The sequence below is a fragment of the Acidobacteriota bacterium genome, assembly GCA_033549365.1.
Lineage (GTDB): Bacteria > Acidobacteriota > Aminicenantia > Aminicenantales > Saccharicenantaceae > JAWSUF01.
This window is the reverse complement of sequence record JAWSUF010000015.1, coordinates 1-15,073: the sequence shown is the minus strand read 5'-3', so window position 1 is coordinate 15,073 and position 15,073 is coordinate 1. Positions and strand designations below refer to the sequence as shown.

12 protein-coding genes are annotated in these 15,073 nt (G+C 55.4%); 3 read left to right on the top strand and 9 right to left on the bottom strand.

Annotation, left to right across the window (positions count from 1 at the left end):
- Positions 1–12: 12 nt before the first annotated feature.
- From SCM96_14275 to SCM96_14235, 9 genes are read right to left on the bottom strand one after another with little or no spacing between them, the layout of a single operon-like run.
- A complete protein-coding gene (locus SCM96_14275; protein MDW7761788.1) occupies positions 13–291 on the bottom strand; it encodes a MoaD/ThiS family protein in 279 nt (92 codons plus the stop codon).
- A complete protein-coding gene (locus SCM96_14270) occupies positions 288–800 on the bottom strand; it encodes a nucleoside-triphosphatase (protein ID MDW7761787.1) in 513 nt (170 codons plus the stop codon). Before SCM96_14270 ends, SCM96_14275 begins: the two co-directional genes overlap by 4 nt.
- 1 nt (position 801) lies before the next feature.
- Positions 802–2,961 (bottom strand): secretin N-terminal domain-containing protein, encoded by a 2,160-nt coding sequence (locus SCM96_14265; protein ID MDW7761786.1) that lies wholly within the window; start codon positions 2,959–2,961, stop codon positions 802–804.
- Entirely contained in the window at positions 2,958–3,479 is a 522-nt protein-coding gene (locus tag SCM96_14260) for a hypothetical protein (GenBank protein MDW7761785.1), read from the bottom strand. The genes SCM96_14265 and SCM96_14260 overlap by 4 nt, the downstream gene beginning before the upstream one ends.
- Positions 3,472–4,026 carry a hypothetical protein gene (locus tag SCM96_14255; protein MDW7761784.1) on the bottom strand — a complete coding sequence of 185 codons (555 nt, stop codon included), beginning with the start codon at positions 4,024–4,026 and terminating at the stop codon, positions 3,472–3,474. The genes SCM96_14260 and SCM96_14255 overlap by 8 nt, the downstream gene beginning before the upstream one ends.
- Positions 4,010–4,582, bottom strand: a complete 573-nt coding sequence (locus tag SCM96_14250; protein ID MDW7761783.1) for a hypothetical protein — start codon at positions 4,580–4,582, stop codon at positions 4,010–4,012. Before SCM96_14250 ends, SCM96_14255 begins: the two co-directional genes overlap by 17 nt.
- Entirely contained in the window at positions 4,579–5,517 is a 939-nt protein-coding gene (locus SCM96_14245) for a hypothetical protein (GenBank protein MDW7761782.1), read from the bottom strand. The genes SCM96_14250 and SCM96_14245 overlap by 4 nt, the downstream gene beginning before the upstream one ends.
- Complete coding sequence (locus tag SCM96_14240; GenBank protein MDW7761781.1) at positions 5,514–7,133, bottom strand: GspE/PulE family protein; 1,620 nt, start codon at positions 7,131–7,133, stop codon at positions 5,514–5,516. Before SCM96_14240 ends, SCM96_14245 begins: the two co-directional genes overlap by 4 nt.
- Positions 7,134–7,143: 10 nt before the next feature.
- Positions 7,144–8,352 carry a type II secretion system F family protein gene (locus tag SCM96_14235; GenBank protein ID MDW7761780.1) on the bottom strand — a complete coding sequence of 403 codons (1,209 nt, stop codon included), beginning with the start codon at positions 8,350–8,352 and terminating at the stop codon, positions 7,144–7,146.
- Positions 8,353–8,757: 405 nt separating this feature from the next.
- Here SCM96_14235 and SCM96_14230 point away from each other — a divergent pair, with 405 nt between their 5' ends.
- From SCM96_14230 to SCM96_14220, 3 genes are all read left to right on the top strand, one after another.
- Complete coding sequence (locus SCM96_14230; protein ID MDW7761779.1) at positions 8,758–11,589, top strand: ATP-binding protein; 2,832 nt, start codon at positions 8,758–8,760, stop codon at positions 11,587–11,589.
- 3 nt (positions 11,590–11,592) lie between these two features.
- Positions 11,593–12,963 carry a sigma-54 dependent transcriptional regulator gene (locus SCM96_14225; protein MDW7761778.1) on the top strand — a complete coding sequence of 457 codons (1,371 nt, stop codon included), beginning with the start codon at positions 11,593–11,595 and terminating at the stop codon, positions 12,961–12,963.
- A gap of 1,108 nt (positions 12,964–14,071) precedes the next feature.
- The gene (locus SCM96_14220; GenBank protein MDW7761777.1) at positions 14,072–15,001 is read left to right on the top strand and encodes a hypothetical protein; all 930 of its coding nucleotides are present in this window, start codon (positions 14,072–14,074) and stop codon (positions 14,999–15,001) included.
- Positions 15,002–15,073: the final 72 nt, after the last annotated feature.

Below are 15,073 nucleotides of genomic sequence, written 5' to 3'. Positions count from 1 at the left end.
GCCGGCCGATCCTCAGCCTCCTCCCAAAAAAGGGAACACGGCAACCACGTCTCCGTCATGAAGCAGCTCTTCCAAACCCCGGCGCGGATCGATGGGCCGGCCGTTGATCATGACGACAATGTGACTGCGCAGCAACCGCTCCGAATAGAACTCGCGCTTTCTCACGGGTGAATCGCAAAGATTTTCGAGAAGATCGCCGACCGCGGCCCCATCGGGAAGTTCCGTCGTGAGTTCCGAGGCACCGAAAAGTTCGCGGAAATAGGCAAAGAAACGGACCTTGACGGCGATCACCCGAAAAGGCCTCCTTCGATTTTAACGGCGGCACACGGATCATCGACGGAAACAACATCGGGACGTTCCAGACCGGCAAAAGTGCAGAATCGTTCCAGGAAGCCGTCCCGGACGACAAGCAGAATCGGCCGGGACGGCGTGGAGAGCAACCGGGCCGCGGCCGGCCACCATCCGCGCCCCTGAAGTTCGAGAGGTCCGGCCTCATCAATGATCACGGGGTTATCCGGTGAAACGCGGAGCATAATCTCGGAGGCGGCCGCAACAGCGCCCGGAAGAACCGCAAAGCGACCGGTTTTTTCCCATTCCTGATGACCTTCGCGGCGGAGAAATGGAAAGACCTCTCCGGTTTCCAGGTTGTATATATCATACCCCGATACATCTTCGGGGGACCCGACAGCCAGGCTCAGAATGCCTCCAAACGACATGCCGCGCCTCTTCCAGGATGTCGCAACATCCCGCAGGAGCGTCGTTTTCCCGGACCGGCGCGGGCCCGTCAGGATGACCGTCATGTCAGCGAACGGAAACGCGCGATTCGTTTTTCGAAAAAACCACCGCCGCCCCGGCCGGAGTGTTGGCCGTGATGCCCGAAATGGTCACATGGGATTCGCCGGGCCCGACGGATTCAAAAACAAGAACAGCCAGAAGCCCGACCCCTTTGAACCCCTTGCCCGGAGTCGGGCTCGAAATTCCGATCGTGGCCCCGCCTCCGGTGTTGTCGATATTCTTTAAAAAAGGTACGGACGGGCCGATCTGCCGGATGAGACCGCCTTCCTGAATATCCTTCAATCGAATGATCTGGGGATTGAAGGAGAGGTTGAGGGACATCGTTGCAATATCCCTGTTCGTTCTCATGTCGAGACTGATCCGGAATTCGCGACCCTGCGGCAATTCGAAATTCGGAGGATTTAAGAACAGGACATGGGAACCGGTCTCCTCGTTCTCAGGGTCCTCTCCGCCCGGCCGGCCGGAAACCGGAGCGACAGGCATGCGGACAGCGGCCGCCATCTCATCCATGGGCAAAAAGGGTGTTGATGCAGCGGACCGGCTGAGGCCCTCGGTGTCCACCCAGACCGGACGTTCATCCTCCTCGGTCATGGGAATGGCCCGGATGATATAGGGCGTGATTGTCAGAATGACGTCGGTTTGCTCGATCTGCCTGTCCGTATTGGAAAAAAGCGTCCCAAGAAGAGGCACATCCTTGAGGAGCGCAATCCCCTTAAGCGACCGCCTCTCTTCATCGCGGAGGAGCCCGGCCAGAAGGTTGGTTTCACCGTCCTTCAGACGGATGATATTCTTGACCTCGCGGGTGGTGATGATGGGGATGCCGGCAAATCCCGTATCGCCGATCGAGGTGATCTTGATTTCGATCTCCAGGGAGATGTCCTTTTCGAGGTGGATGCGGGGTTTGATCTTCACGTCGATGCCCACATCCTGATAGGTATAGCTTGTGATCGGTTGCTGGCTGACCCCACCGGCTGCGAAGGGCGTAAAGGTCGTCTGCGGAATGGGGATCTTCTGACCGACCAGGTACTTGATGTCCTGGGAATCCAGGCCGCGCAGGCGGGGCTGGGCGATGATCTTGGTATCGCCTTCCGTTTCGAGAAACTGGAGAAACGCGCTGGGAAGCGAGATTTGATAGTTCCCGGTCCGGGCAAGATCGATGGTGTTCAAGTCGAACCAGCCCGAGTCCTCTCCTCCCGTCTCCTGGCCTCCATACCGCAATCCCAGAATGTTCTGGGACAGATCGAGTCCGAGTTTCTTGAGCTTGATCCGCGAAACCTCCATGATTTCCAGATCGATGATCACTTCGCCCTGAGGTTTATCCCACAAACGGATGAGCCGTTCCGCCAGAGCTACAGCCGCTGGAGTATCCCGGATGGTCAGGGCATTCAGATTCTTGTCGACGGTGATGATGGGCGCCTTGTACTGGCTGCGGACCATCATGGCCAGCCCCGTCTGGGCTTCCTGGGCGTTGATATTGGAGAGAAAGAATGTTTTGACGACATTCATTTCATACTGAAGACGCTTCATCGGCTGATCGGGATAAATGATGACGGTCTTCCGATCGATGATCCGAAAATGGTTCCGGGTTGCCAGACAAAGCTGAATGACGGCATCCTCGACTGTCAGATCGGTGAGATCGATGGTCACGGGGACATCCCGGAACTGCTCATCATAAAGGACATTGACCCCGCTGTGGCGGCTGAGAGCCTGGAATACGGACCGGAGAGAGGCCTCGGAGAATTTCAACCGGATCTTTTCCTCGGGGGTCTGCAGCCGGACCGGAGGTTCCAGAAGAGACGGCCTTTCCGTTTTTTCCGGCGGCTTTTCCTCGGTGAGGGCCAGCGCTTCCCGCGCGGCCAAACGGTTCTGGGGATCGTATTGGAGGGCTTTGGCATAGACTTCGAGAGCCTCGTCAATTTTCTCCTGCGCCGCAAGATTTCTGGCTTTTTGGAGATAGGACAGGGAGGCGGAAGCCCGAGCCCTCATGAGGGCCAACCGATAGACCGGTTCCCGCGGATTTTCGAGGGCAGCCTGTTCGTAATGGAGAATGGCGGCATCCCAATCCCTGTTGATTTCAGCCCGCCCCCCCTGTTTATAGGCCGTGGAAAACCCCGAACATCCCCAAAGGATGGAAAGGATGACGGGCAAGAGGATGGTCTTCTTCATGACAGATCTCCTTCGATGGGGAAGGCCTTGACTTCGGAATCGGGTTCGGCGATTTCCAGTTTATCGGGCGTAATGCGGACGATTCGGATTCCGGGACCGATCTCTTCCCCTTCCGCAACGGCCATGGGTTGCCCCTGATAGACAATAAGGGCGATATAAAACGAACCGGATGAAACGTATCCGGTGTAGGTCAAGTGGACGGGTTGGCGAAAGGAGGCGACTCCCATTTCGGGAAACCGGCTCTCCACCAGTGGAAGTCCCGCAAGATCGGGACGATCCGTAACGGAGGAAACAGAAACCGCCGGTTTGGGAACGAAGATATCCCGAACTTGTGGAAGGCCCTTTTCGCCGGCAACGTCAAGAAGGTCCGATCGGATGATAGGCGGGCGGGCGGACTCTTCTTTCTGTGGTTCGCGTGTCTCTTCTCCTCCAAGGTCAGCAGAGCCCGAAAACGCCGTTCCGATTCCCGGCCACAGCCATAAGAGAGACATGATGACAGTCGTGCATCGTTTATTCATGATATCCCGCCAATGTCAGCCTCAGATCCAGAATTCCTCCCGGGCCGGGGTTTTGAAAGGCGACGGATTCGATGGTCAGCAAGCGGGGAAATTTTTCGATTTCGGCCAGAAGCCTCCGGACCGATTGATACGAACCTTTGTAGGCAAAAGAGACCGTGATTTTTTTGAGAGGATCGTCGTCTTTTCCCGAGTAGCCGTATTTGAGCGGAGGGACTTGGGCGCCGACTCCGGCCAAAATCCGGCCGATATCGACACGAAGAGCCTCCATGGCCCCCTCTCCGCTGTAGAAAAAGCCTTTCCGCAGATCTTCCAAGTCCCGGCGGGCCGCTTCCCAGGCTTTTCGGTCGGCCTGTTTTTCCTCGAACGCCCTCTCCGCACTTTGCAGGACGGTTTCGGCCCGGGCCAGACGGTCCCGGGTCCGGTCCAATTCCGGATTCCGGAAGAGCATCACTCCGGCGATCAGGACCAACGCTGCGGTGGAGCCCAAGAAAAGCAGGCCCAGCCCGCGCTTTTCTCCACCGCTCAACAGCTCAAAATAGTCTTTCATGGCTCATGGTGATTTCGGCCACGAGACGGCCTTGATCGTCCTGGGTTTCGTTTTCGACGCGAATGTTCCGGAAATCCCGTCGACGAAGATTTTCGACGAGAAGATGGAGATCCTCCAAGTTTCGGGAAACGACCTTGGCCCGGATGGCCAGGGCCGACGGTCCGGAAAAGGCCGGAGAAAATGCGGCGACATGGCTTCCATCGGGAAGAGCGGATTCCCAGGCCGCAAGAACATCGGTCAACCGGTAGCTTTTACGGAAGATTGCGGAATTGACGGCTTCGACGGTCTTGCCGAGTTCCTTTTCCACCGCCTGCACGGCCGCCGCCTCCCGGCGTTCCTCGGCCTGCAGCGATGCCGTCGCCCGAGCCGTCTTCTCCAGGGAAACCCGTAGATTTTTCATCTCCGAACCCGTCCGCACAATAAGAAACGCGGCCCCTGCGGAAAGCCCGAAAAAGAGTCCTGCCAGCACGGCAAGAGCCACCCGAAAAAACAGCGTGTTTCGGGCGGGCCGGCGGGACAGGTTCAAATGCAGGTTGCGCTCAGGTTTTGGTGTCATGACGTCAATCCCGCAACCGCCGCCAGGATGTCCGCCGGGCCGGAAACGACCGGGATCCATTCCTCTGCGGGCACAACGGGGATGGACAGTCCGTTATGCAGAGCCTCCGCCATGCCGTTTCCTCCATCGAGAAGGCCGAGCCGGAGCCGGGCTGCGGGAATTCTGCGCTTTTCCCTGTCCTCGATGAAATGCAGGGTATTCTCGACGTCCTGGAGAATGGCATCCCGATCCGGGCCTGAAGACTCTCCGGATTGTCGCTCCGTTCCATAGGGTTTTTGCCGGAAAAGGGAAATGTCCCGGTCAATGACCGCGGCCAGGCTCAGGGCATCCTCTTCGACATCGATGAGAAGAACGTCCGGATCCGCGTTGTTTTTTAAAAGATTGACCAGGGTCAGCGAGGGCAGGGTGACCATGTTCGATCGGAATCGCAGACGATCGGCCAGATCCTCATATTCGGCGACGACACTTCGGCGCGCCGCCAGAACGACGACCTTTCCGGAAGAGGACCGGGGATATCTCTGATAAACCAGATGCGCGTCCTCCGGCAAAAGAGGCATGAGTTTGGCCGTTCTCCAGCGCACGATGCGGTCTCTCTCTTTCAGGGAACGGGGCCAAGACGGGAGGGGCAGAATGACGACGCGGGCGCTCGATTCGGGCAACAGCAAGGCGGCCTTTCCCGACTCCAGTCCGAGGCGGCGCGTTCCTTCCCGGATGAGCTCTTCCAGAACCTCGGGACGGATAAGATTCGGCTTGTCGAAGGACGGCCTGAGAACCCCGGCCGGCAAAGGGAGGATGAAATGAGCGCCGGCTTTTCTTTCCGCGGGATGAATCCGGACACCGCAGAGAAATCGGGAGGTGATCTGGATGGCCACATCGGGAAGAGGCGTTCTGAAGAAAGCCTCCCGCCAACGCTTCAGCAACGGAGCGGTCTTCATTCGACGAAAGTCACCTTGTTCAAATCCTTGAGACTGGTTGCGCCTTCCAGGACTTTTTCGATGCCGATCTCTCTCAGGAATGACATGCCTTCCGCCCGGGCTCTTTTCTTGACTTCGGAGAGCGGCTTGCGTTCAAGGATCAGTTCGCGGATGGGATCCGAAAGTTCGAGAATTTCTGCGATGGCCGTCCGGCCGCGGTATCCCGTCATGGCGCAATCCGGACATCCCACGGGCTCATAAAAGACCTGTCCCCTGTAGAGCGTGGGATCCAGGCCCGATTCCCGGAGTTGGACGTCATCGTATTCGACCGGCGTCTTGCATTTCGGACATAAAATCCGAACCAGCCTTTGGGCCAGGATGCAGTTGAGCGCGGAGATGAAGCTGTAGGGGTCGACCTGCATGTGCAGGAAACGGCCGATGACATCGAAGACGTTGTTGGCATGGACCGTCGTGAAAACGAGGTGGCCGGTCAGGGCCGACTGGATGGCGATCTGAGCCGTCTCGGGATCGCGGATTTCGCCGACCATGATCTTGTCCGGGTCATGCCGGAGAATGGATCTCAGACCCCGGGCGAAGGTCAGTCCTTTTTTCTCGTTGACGGGGATCTGGGTGATGCCTTCGATCTGGTACTCCACGGGATCCTCGATGGTCACGATTTTGTCTTCGGGGGACTTGATCTCCGTTAAGGCCGCGTAGAGCGTGGTCGTTTTCCCGCTCCCGGTCGGTCCGGTCACGAGAATCATGCCGTAGGGCTGGGTGATGTATTTATGAAACCGTCTCTCGATGTCCTCGGTGAAACCGAGCATGTCCAATCTCAGCTCCGCAATGGCTTCGGTGATCATCTCTTTGTCGAGCACACGCACAACCGCATCCTCGCCGTGAATGCAGGGCATGATGGACACACGGAAGTCGATCGTTTTGTCCCGGATCTTCAAGCGGAAGCGGCCGTCCTGGGGCACACGCCGCTCGGCGATGTCCAGGTCGCTCATGACCTTGATCCGCGAAATGATGGGCAACTGGAACTGCTTGTCGATCGGATCCATGGCCTCGACCAGGACCCCGTCCAGGCGGAATTTGATGCGGACGAAGTCGTCCTTGGATTCGATGTGAATGTCGCTGGCTCTTTTCTGGACCGCCGTGAAGATGATGGTGTGAACCAGCTTGATGATGGAGCCGTCCTGGTCGGCCAGCTTTTCGATCGAGATGACGTCATCGCTTTCCTCATCGGCCCCGTTCACGATCCGGGTGATGAACCCTTCCGTGGCTCCTTTCAGAACCTGTTGGGCGGTTTCTCCCTTGCGCAGGGCTTCCTGAATGGATCTTTTTGATGCGGCGAAGACCTGGACCTTGCGGCCGAGAAAGGACTCGACCGCGTCAATCACGGCGATGTCCGAGGGGTCGGCCACGGCGATGGACAGGGTTTCGCCGCCGTCCTTGATCGGAACGAAATTCAGGCGATAGAGAAAATCCGCCGGGAACGATTGGATGAGGGTGCGATCCAGGGCGGCCGAAGCCAGATCGATATAAGGGACCCGGTATCTCTGGGCCAGTTTCTTCGTCTGAGTCTCCTCGGCCCTGAGGAGATCGTCCATTTCTTCGCGGCTCAGTTTCGCCATTTGTTCCCGCCTAACGCGCCACGCGTATGATATTGAAAATCGGGAGGTACACGGAAAGGAGCATCCCCGCCACGACCAGTCCCATGACGATGATGATGATGGGTTCGATCATCGACACCGCCGCCTGTATTTTAACACGAATTCTCTCGTCGTAGAAATCGGCGACGTCGGCCAGCATGCCCTGAAGGTTGGCCGATGTCTCCCCGATCCGGATCATGTCCAGGGCCAGGGGGGGGAATAGCGTCACCCGGGAGAGAGCGCCGGACAGGCTTTCGCCGTTTTTGATATCGTCGGCCAGCCGGGACATATCCCGGATGATATGGGTGTTGGGAACGGCCTGAACGGCGATTCCGATCGCGGAAAGAAGCGAGATCCCCGCTTCGAGAAGAAGGCCGAGAGTCCGGCAGAACAGGGCGACCCCGGATTCCAGAAGAACGGAACCGATGAACGGGATGCGCAAGCGGAGCCGGTCGATCCCCCGCCGGGTTTTCGGTTTGCGCAACATTCGAATATACAGGAGGACAGCCAGAACGGAGCCCGTCAAGGTGAACGGCCACCAGCTCCTGATGGCCATGGACACGGCCAGGAGCCACTGGGTCGCGACCGGGAGCCGGGTGTCGAAATCCTGGTAGAAGTCGGCGAACTTGGGGATGATGAAGTTGACGAGAATGGCCATGAGGACGAAAGAAAACAGGATGAGGATCGCCGGGTAGGCCAGGGCCGCCCGAACCCGGGATTTCGTGTCGGCGATGACTTTGGCATATTGGACGTATCGGGCCAGAGCTCCCGGAAGATTCCCGCTGCGTTCACCCGCCATCAAACCTGCGGTATAGACCTTGGAGAACAGATCCTCGTAAGGACGAAACGCCTCCGAGAGGGCCTTGCCCGCCTTGATATCCGCTTCTACGCGGATGAGGATTTCCTTCAAGGGAAGGCTTTTCATGCGGGCCGCAACGGCCTGAATGCTCTTGAGCACCGGATAACCCGATTTTATAAGCGCAATAAGTTCCTGATTGAACAGGATGAAATCCCTGAGCTTGACTTTCTTCCCGAAAGCCGGGACTTTCAGCGAGATTTTCTTCCAATCCCGGGATACGGAAAGAACCAGGAATCCCTGGCCTTCGAGGTGATCCCGGCATTCCTCGCGCGAGGGAGCCAGGAGAGAACGCTTGACGACGCGTCCGTCTTCGCCGGCCGTACGACAGAGATAATAAGGCATGAACGAGCCCTTCACCTATGGATTGTCTGAATCATTATCGGACGATCCCCGGATTCTTGTCAAACCGGAACTTGACGGGTGGTTGACAAGACCGGGAAAAAGCCATTATCTTAAAGGCGTGAAAAGACTTATCATCGGGGCGGCTTTTCTGTGCTTTTGTCTGATTTCACCCGGGCGCACTCAGGAAGAATCTCCTCCCCAGGATATCCCCGTCCAGAAACCCAAATACGATTATTTGAGCACTTTTCTGTCCAGAAGTACGCGTCCCCTGGGCTTCAAGGAAGACCAGGAGATGAGGAAATTGATTCGTCAGCCGGCCAGCAAATGGGCCGCCCGGGCCGGTGTCCGGCATATCCTCCATTGAGCGTCTCCGCCCTTCCGCCTCGTTCCGCAATGAAAAAGGCCATGGTTCTCGCGGCCGTCCCCATCGCCGTTCTTCTCGTTCTGGGGGGGTTCAACGTCCAGCGCAAAGCCGTTTGGAAGGAACCCACGGACGGCATCACCTGGGAAATGCGCCCCGGAGGACTGACGGCCACCCGCGTCGACACGGGAAGCGAAGCTTATTTGAGGGCAGGCATCCGAAAAGGCGATATCCTGTATTCCATCAACAAGAATCCCGTCGGCACGCGGATCGATATCGCCAAAAACATCTGGCTCGCCGCCCACCTCGACCAGATGGTCATCTATGAGATCAACCGTGACGGTCTGCTGATCCATCCGTCGTTTTATCTGAAAAAATCCGGCCCGAATCCGGTGTATTTCTATCTGGCCCTTGTGGGCTTGACGACGGTTCTCATCAGCCTGATCGTGTTCATCAATTCCCGGGATAAACTCAGCCCCCCCTATGTCTATTTTTATCTCCTGTCGATCCTTTTTTATTCCCTGGCGGTGTTTTCGCCAACAGGATCGCTGGACGGACTCGACACGGTTTTTTACTGGCTGGATAAGGCCGCTTTCCTGCTTTTCCCCCCCCTGCTCCTCCATTTTTTCCTCATTTTTCCCCAGAGAAAAAAGCTCATCCGGCATCGGCCGCAAATCATTCTTTCGGTTTATGCGCCCGCCGTCGTTTTTCTCCTGTCCCGCATCGTCTATCACGTGATCGGTCCGACCCTTCTCGAGGACGCGGGAATTCTCCGCATCCACGACGTTCTGGAAAGACTGGGGCTTCTGCATTTTTCGCTGTTCGCCCTGGCCGCCGCTTCGGCCGTTTTGCACAGCGCTCACCGCGCCTCCAACGTGCTGATCCGGAAACAGCTTCGATTCATCGTCTCGGGTCTCGGGTTCGGCATCCTCCCCTTCTCGATCTTCTATGTCACGCCTTTCCTGGCCGGACGAACCCCCTCCAGCGTTTCCGAACTGACCGTTCTCCTGATGGCCCTTGTCCCCCTGGCCTTCGCTTATTCCATTTCCCGCTATAAACTCATCGATCTCGAGGTCTTGATCAAGAAGGCGGCCACCCTTGTCATGACCTTTTTCGTCATCGCCACCTTCTATTATTTCGTCAGTTCGCAGACCCGCATTTTTTCCGAAAACAGGCTCAACGTCATCATTCTCGGCATTCTGGCCATTCTCCTGGGATCGACTCTTTTCACCCCGCTGAAAAAACTCTTTCAGGCCCTGTTCGACAGAGTCATTTACAGGCGGAGCTATGAATACCGAAAAACCCTCTTCCATATCAGCAAGGAAATCGGCCGGGAAAGAGATCTGCAGGACTTGTCGCAATCCCTTCTCGATTCGATCGCCAACGCCCTTTCGCTGAGGACGATTTCCCTCCTTCTGGCCGATGAGGAAGATCCCCATGTCTTTTCGGTGCTGAAATCCCACGGAGACCGTCTGACGCCCTCCGGAGAACTCCGGATCGGAGATGCCATGCAGACCCGTCTCCAGGAGGGGGATTTTGTCTCCTATTATGCCCTTCAGGACTATCAGGAGCTGAAACCCGATCTCGAAGCCTGTGCGGCCCACGGCTATTTTCATATTCTTCCCCTCAAAGTCGAAGACAAAATCATCGGCCTCCTGGGCATGGGCCGGAAGATCGACGGAACCTATCTGACGAGCGAAGATTGGGAATTGTTGGCCACCATTTCCGCCTCGGTGGCTCTGGCCCTGGAAAACGCCTACCTCTACAACCGGGAAAGCATCCGCGCCCGGGAAATGCAGAGGCTCAAGGATTACAGCGAAAACATCATCGAAAGCCTGACCGTGGGCGTCACCGTGATCGATGACAAGGGCCTGGTCATCGGCTGGAACCGCGTCATGGAAAGCCTCTTCGGGATGAAAAAACACACGGTTATGAACAGAAATCTGTCCGAAGTCATCGGCGGCCGGGCCTTTTCCGCCGTTTTCCCCTCGGACACCCAGCAGGATTATCGTCTTCTGAGCGAAATCCCCCTGGAAATCCCCCGAGGCCCGGCCAAGGTCTTCGACATCGCCCGCACGCCCCTTCTCGACAACCGCATGCAGCCGTACGGGACCATTATCGTTTTTGAAGACGTCACGGAAAAAATCAATCTTCAACGCCAGCTCCTGACTTCGGAGAAATTGGCCTCCATCGGGCTTCTCTCGGCGGGGGTCGCCCACGAGATCAACACCCCGTTGACCGGCATTTCAAGCTACGTTCAGATCCTGCAGAAAAAACTCACCGACACCCACAACACACAGATCCTCGAGAAAATCGAAACCCAGACCGACCGCGTCGGGCGGATCATCAAGAACCTCCTGAGTTTCGCCCGAAACCCATCGGACGAATCTTTCCACAAGGTGGATCTCAAGCAAAGCCTCGAAGAGATCCTGTCCCTCATCGATTACAAGCTCAAGACCATGAATATCATTCTGGAACTCGATCTGGACCCGGTTCCGCCGGTCAACGTTCAGGGCGAGAGGCTGCAACAGGTGTTCATCAACATCTTTCTCAACGCCCTGGACGCCATGCCGGACGGAGGACGGCTGGGGATCGAACTCAAGGGATCCGGTCAGGAGGTCGTCATCCGGATCCGGGATTCGGGGACCGGCATCAAACCGGAGCACCTGCCCCACATCTTCGATCCGTTTTTCACAACCAAAGGCATCGGAAAGGGGACCGGTCTCGGATTGTCCATCAGCTACGGCATCGTCCAGGAACACGCCGGCCATATTTCCGTTCAAAGTGAGTTGAACAAGGGCACGGTATTCACCATCTCCATTCCCATGGACGCACGGGCGGCCGCGGCCGAGGCCAGACATTCCCGCCGGGAGTAGACCATGAGCCATCAGGGATTTATCCATGTCATCGACGACGAACCCATCATCCAGGAAGTTCTGGGCCAGCTTCTGGCCGCCGAGGGATACGACGTCGAAATATCCTCCTCGGGGGAAGAGGGCCTGGCCAAGCATGCCGCCCAGACCTTCGATCTCGTTCTTCTCGATCTTCTCATGCCGGGAATGGGCGGCATTGAGGCGCTGCAGAAAATCCTGAAGATTGATCCGTACGCCACGGTCATCATCATCACGGCCTTCGCCTCCATCGAATCGGCCATTTCAGCCATGAAGCTCGGCGCCTATGACTACATCCAGAAGCCCTTCAAGAACGACGCCCTCCTGATGACCGTCTCGCGCGCCCTGGCCCACCGGAAACTTCAGGAGGAAAACACCCGGCTCAGGGAGGAACTGCGCCGCAAGTTCAGCTTCGAAAACATCATCGGCAAAAGCCAAAGAATGCAGAAGGTTTTCGAGTTGATCCAGGCTGTGGCGCCCTCGCGCAGCACCATTCTCATCCAGGGCGAAAGCGGCACCGGCAAGGAACTCGTGGCCCGGGCTTCGCACACGCACAGCCCCAGGTCGGAAGCGCCTTTTATCGTCGTCAACAGCGGCTCCCTGCCGCCCGATCTCCTGGAAAGCCATCTTTTCGGTCATGTCAAGGGCGCCTTTACGGGAGCCGTCGCTCTCAAGAAAGGTCTTTTCGAAGCGGCCGACCAGGGAACGCTTTTTTTCGATGAGATCTCGTCTCTCAATATCGAGACCCAGGCCAAGTTACTCCGCGTGCTCCAGGAAAGGGAATTCATGAGGCTGGGAGGAACCAAAACCATCAGGGTCGACGTCCGCATCATCGCCGCCACGAACACCGACATCGAGGAGCTGATCGCCCAGAAAACATTCCGGAAGGACCTTTTTTACCGCCTGAATGTCATCAAGATCGAACTTCCTCCCTTGCGGGACAGGAAAGAGGATATCCCGCTTCTGGCCCGGCATTTCATCGACGTCTTCAGCCGGGAAAACGACAAAGAGGTCGAAGGCATCTCCGAGGATGCCCTCGAAATCCTGGACGCCTACCACTGGCCCGGAAACGTCCGCGAGCTCGAAAATCTCATGGAAAGAGCCGTCGTGTTGTCGAATGTACCTCTGATCACCCGGGAGCATCTCCCGCCTTTCCTTACGGCCGACCGGTTCGAGGACTCCGGGATTTCGGGGGACGGCTCACTGGTTCTCAAGGACCGTCTCCAAGAGTATCAGAAAAAGCTCATTCTCACGGCCCTCCGAAAAACCAAGGGCGCGCAAAACAAGGCGGCCCAATTGCTCGGCGTCAAGCCGACGACGCTCAATGAAATGATGAAGCGGCTCCACATCACCCCTTAGCCCGATTTCTTCAGAAAAATGCCGTTGTGCTGCCTCACTATTTTTTCTGGTGTTCTGTTTTTTTTTCTATAAAAACCGGCATTTTCCCCCTTCGGGCGAGCCGATCCGACCGCATCTGCTGCGTTGCGCAGGGTTCGCAGTACCGAAGAGTACAGCTTCACCCTCCGCGCCTTGCATCTGCAGCCGCCTCGACTCGTGAATAAATCGTCCTGACCGAAGCTGTGCGTTAAAAAAGCCTGGGGTTATTTTTTTCTCTATATTCCCGGCTTCTTTTAACCCTTTGGGCGTGCCGATCTCACCATTCCGACTGCGTCGCAGCCTGTTCGACGTAGCTCAACTACGCCTTCACAAGCTGCTTCCTTGTCGAAAAGGCAATCTCGACACGCGCACAGCTTCGGTTCCCGGCAAACCGAAAGATTTCCGGCTTATCGGCATTTCTTTTATATGCCTGATTTTTCCACGAAGATCCGGCCGCCTCGACTCGTGAATAAATCGTCCTGACCGAAGCTGCGCGTTTATAAAAAAAGCTTGACTTTTAGATATGGGGGGGGGTATATTTCAATTGTGGGAAGGTCGGAAAGGGGCGTTTTCAGCTTTATAGCGTTGATTATTATTCTTATAATTAGCGCTGTTTTCTATGTTTATAGCCGCGCCCCAAAAGAACGGATCCGGCCATCTCTCGAACAGAATCTCGGAATTTTAGCAGAGCTTAGCAATTCGCCAATAACAGCTTTTTATTTCATAAAAGATGTCAATTTGATCTGCAGGTCTTTGCCGCAATATGATGAATACCGCGATCAACATATTCCCCATTATTTTTTTTTCGATTTTAGTTACTCCGACCATGATATAGAAAATTTTAAGCGAGCTTTCAATGTTCCCGATTGGAGTGTCGCAACAAGAATTAGCAAGCGTTTACACTATTTATTTGAAAAGAGTCGCAATCTTTACGGCGATGGTAATTTTGTTTGTGTTTTCGCGAGCGATGGAAAGCTCCTCGAAATGAAGAGGTTTTAAAATGAGAATATTGGGGACATGCCTCTTGTGCCTTATGCTTTCAACGCCTTGCTTATCTCAAGACGTTATGCGCTTGAAATATGAGAAAACGATGCCACTTTCCGAGCATGAAGTTTTTTTCAAGTCCGTTCCTCCGCTGGTTGTCGACCAAAAAGGAACAATTTTCGCCGTTGACAATCGAGAACATGCGATTATCAAGTTGAAAGACGATGGCCGAGAAGTTCTTAGAATCGGAAAGCGCGGTCAAGGTCCCGGAGAGTTACTGAATCCAAGTTTAGTAACACTAACAAGTGATCGGGTTTGCGTGCTTGATGGAAACGGAATTTCCATGTTCGGAACAGATGGAGGTTTCCTGAATCGATTTCGTGTTTTCAGTGCGGTCAGCAGCATGGAATCATTCCAGCATGGTTTATTTCTAGCCGAGTCAGGGTATTCGAAGTTGATTCATCAGTACGATTTTTATGGAAAACTCATCCGGGATTTCGGCAATAAAATCGATATCGATTATTCGGGATTTAGTCCCTGGTCTCCGATGCTTGCTGAGTTCATTCTCAACACCGGGAAGCTTTTTTGTGCCGGTGATCACACCCATTTTATCAATAAGTTATTCGGAGACTGGAGTGTCTATGATGGAGCAGGTCTTCCAATAAAAAAAGTAAAACTGGCCGATCCTCGATGGGTGCGGGATCTGGAGCGCGAAATTTTCAAAAAGAAACCGTCACAAACGGAACTTCAAAGAATGGGGATGATTCCTGTTTTTCTTGATTTGGCTTTATTGGACGGTCATTTCTATGCGTTGGTGAAAAAGGAGCGATTATTGGAATGTCCCGGAGATATCCTCCGTTATTCCGCAGACGACGGTCATATCGAAGCCTTTTATATTCTCTCAGGAGGGCCGGATGTGTTTTATCAAAGCTTTGTGATTCACCGGGATACACAAGGTTTGAAATTCATATTATCGGGACCTGACAGCAACACCCATGAAATTCGCATAGACATTTTCAGGCCAGATTTCGAATGAAAACTCCCCGGGCTGAAGCCCGGGGTTTCGGCCCTGTGGCATAATCTGACTATGGGTTTTTTCGCTGATCAC

Bases quoted from the DNA above. Each gene is read 5' to 3' on its own strand.
- SCM96_14270 (MDW7761787.1), bottom strand. From the start codon at position 800: ATGACGGTCATCCTGACGGGCCCGCGCCGGTCCGGGAAAACGACGCTC.
- SCM96_14265 (MDW7761786.1), bottom strand. From the start codon at position 2,961: ATGAAGAAGACCATCCTCTTGCCCGTCATCCTTTCCATCCTTTGGGGA.
- SCM96_14260 (MDW7761785.1), bottom strand. From the start codon at position 3,479: ATGAATAAACGATGCACGACTGTCATCATGTCTCTCTTATGGCTGTGG.
- SCM96_14255 (MDW7761784.1), bottom strand. From the start codon at position 4,026: ATGAAAGACTATTTTGAGCTGTTGAGCGGTGGAGAAAAGCGCGGGCTG.
- SCM96_14250 (MDW7761783.1), bottom strand. From the start codon at position 4,582: ATGACACCAAAACCTGAGCGCAACCTGCATTTGAACCTGTCCCGCCGG.
- SCM96_14245 (MDW7761782.1), bottom strand. From the start codon at position 5,517: ATGAAGACCGCTCCGTTGCTGAAGCGTTGGCGGGAGGCTTTCTTCAGA.
- SCM96_14240 (MDW7761781.1), bottom strand. From the start codon at position 7,133: ATGGCGAAACTGAGCCGCGAAGAAATGGACGATCTCCTCAGGGCCGAG.
- SCM96_14235 (MDW7761780.1), bottom strand. From the start codon at position 8,352: ATGCCTTATTATCTCTGTCGTACGGCCGGCGAAGACGGACGCGTCGTC.
- SCM96_14230 (MDW7761779.1), top strand. From the start codon at position 8,758: ATGGTTCTCGCGGCCGTCCCCATCGCCGTTCTTCTCGTTCTGGGGGGG.
- SCM96_14225 (MDW7761778.1), top strand. From the start codon at position 11,593: ATGAGCCATCAGGGATTTATCCATGTCATCGACGACGAACCCATCATC.
- SCM96_14220 (MDW7761777.1), top strand. From the start codon at position 14,072: ATGCCACTTTCCGAGCATGAAGTTTTTTTCAAGTCCGTTCCTCCGCTG.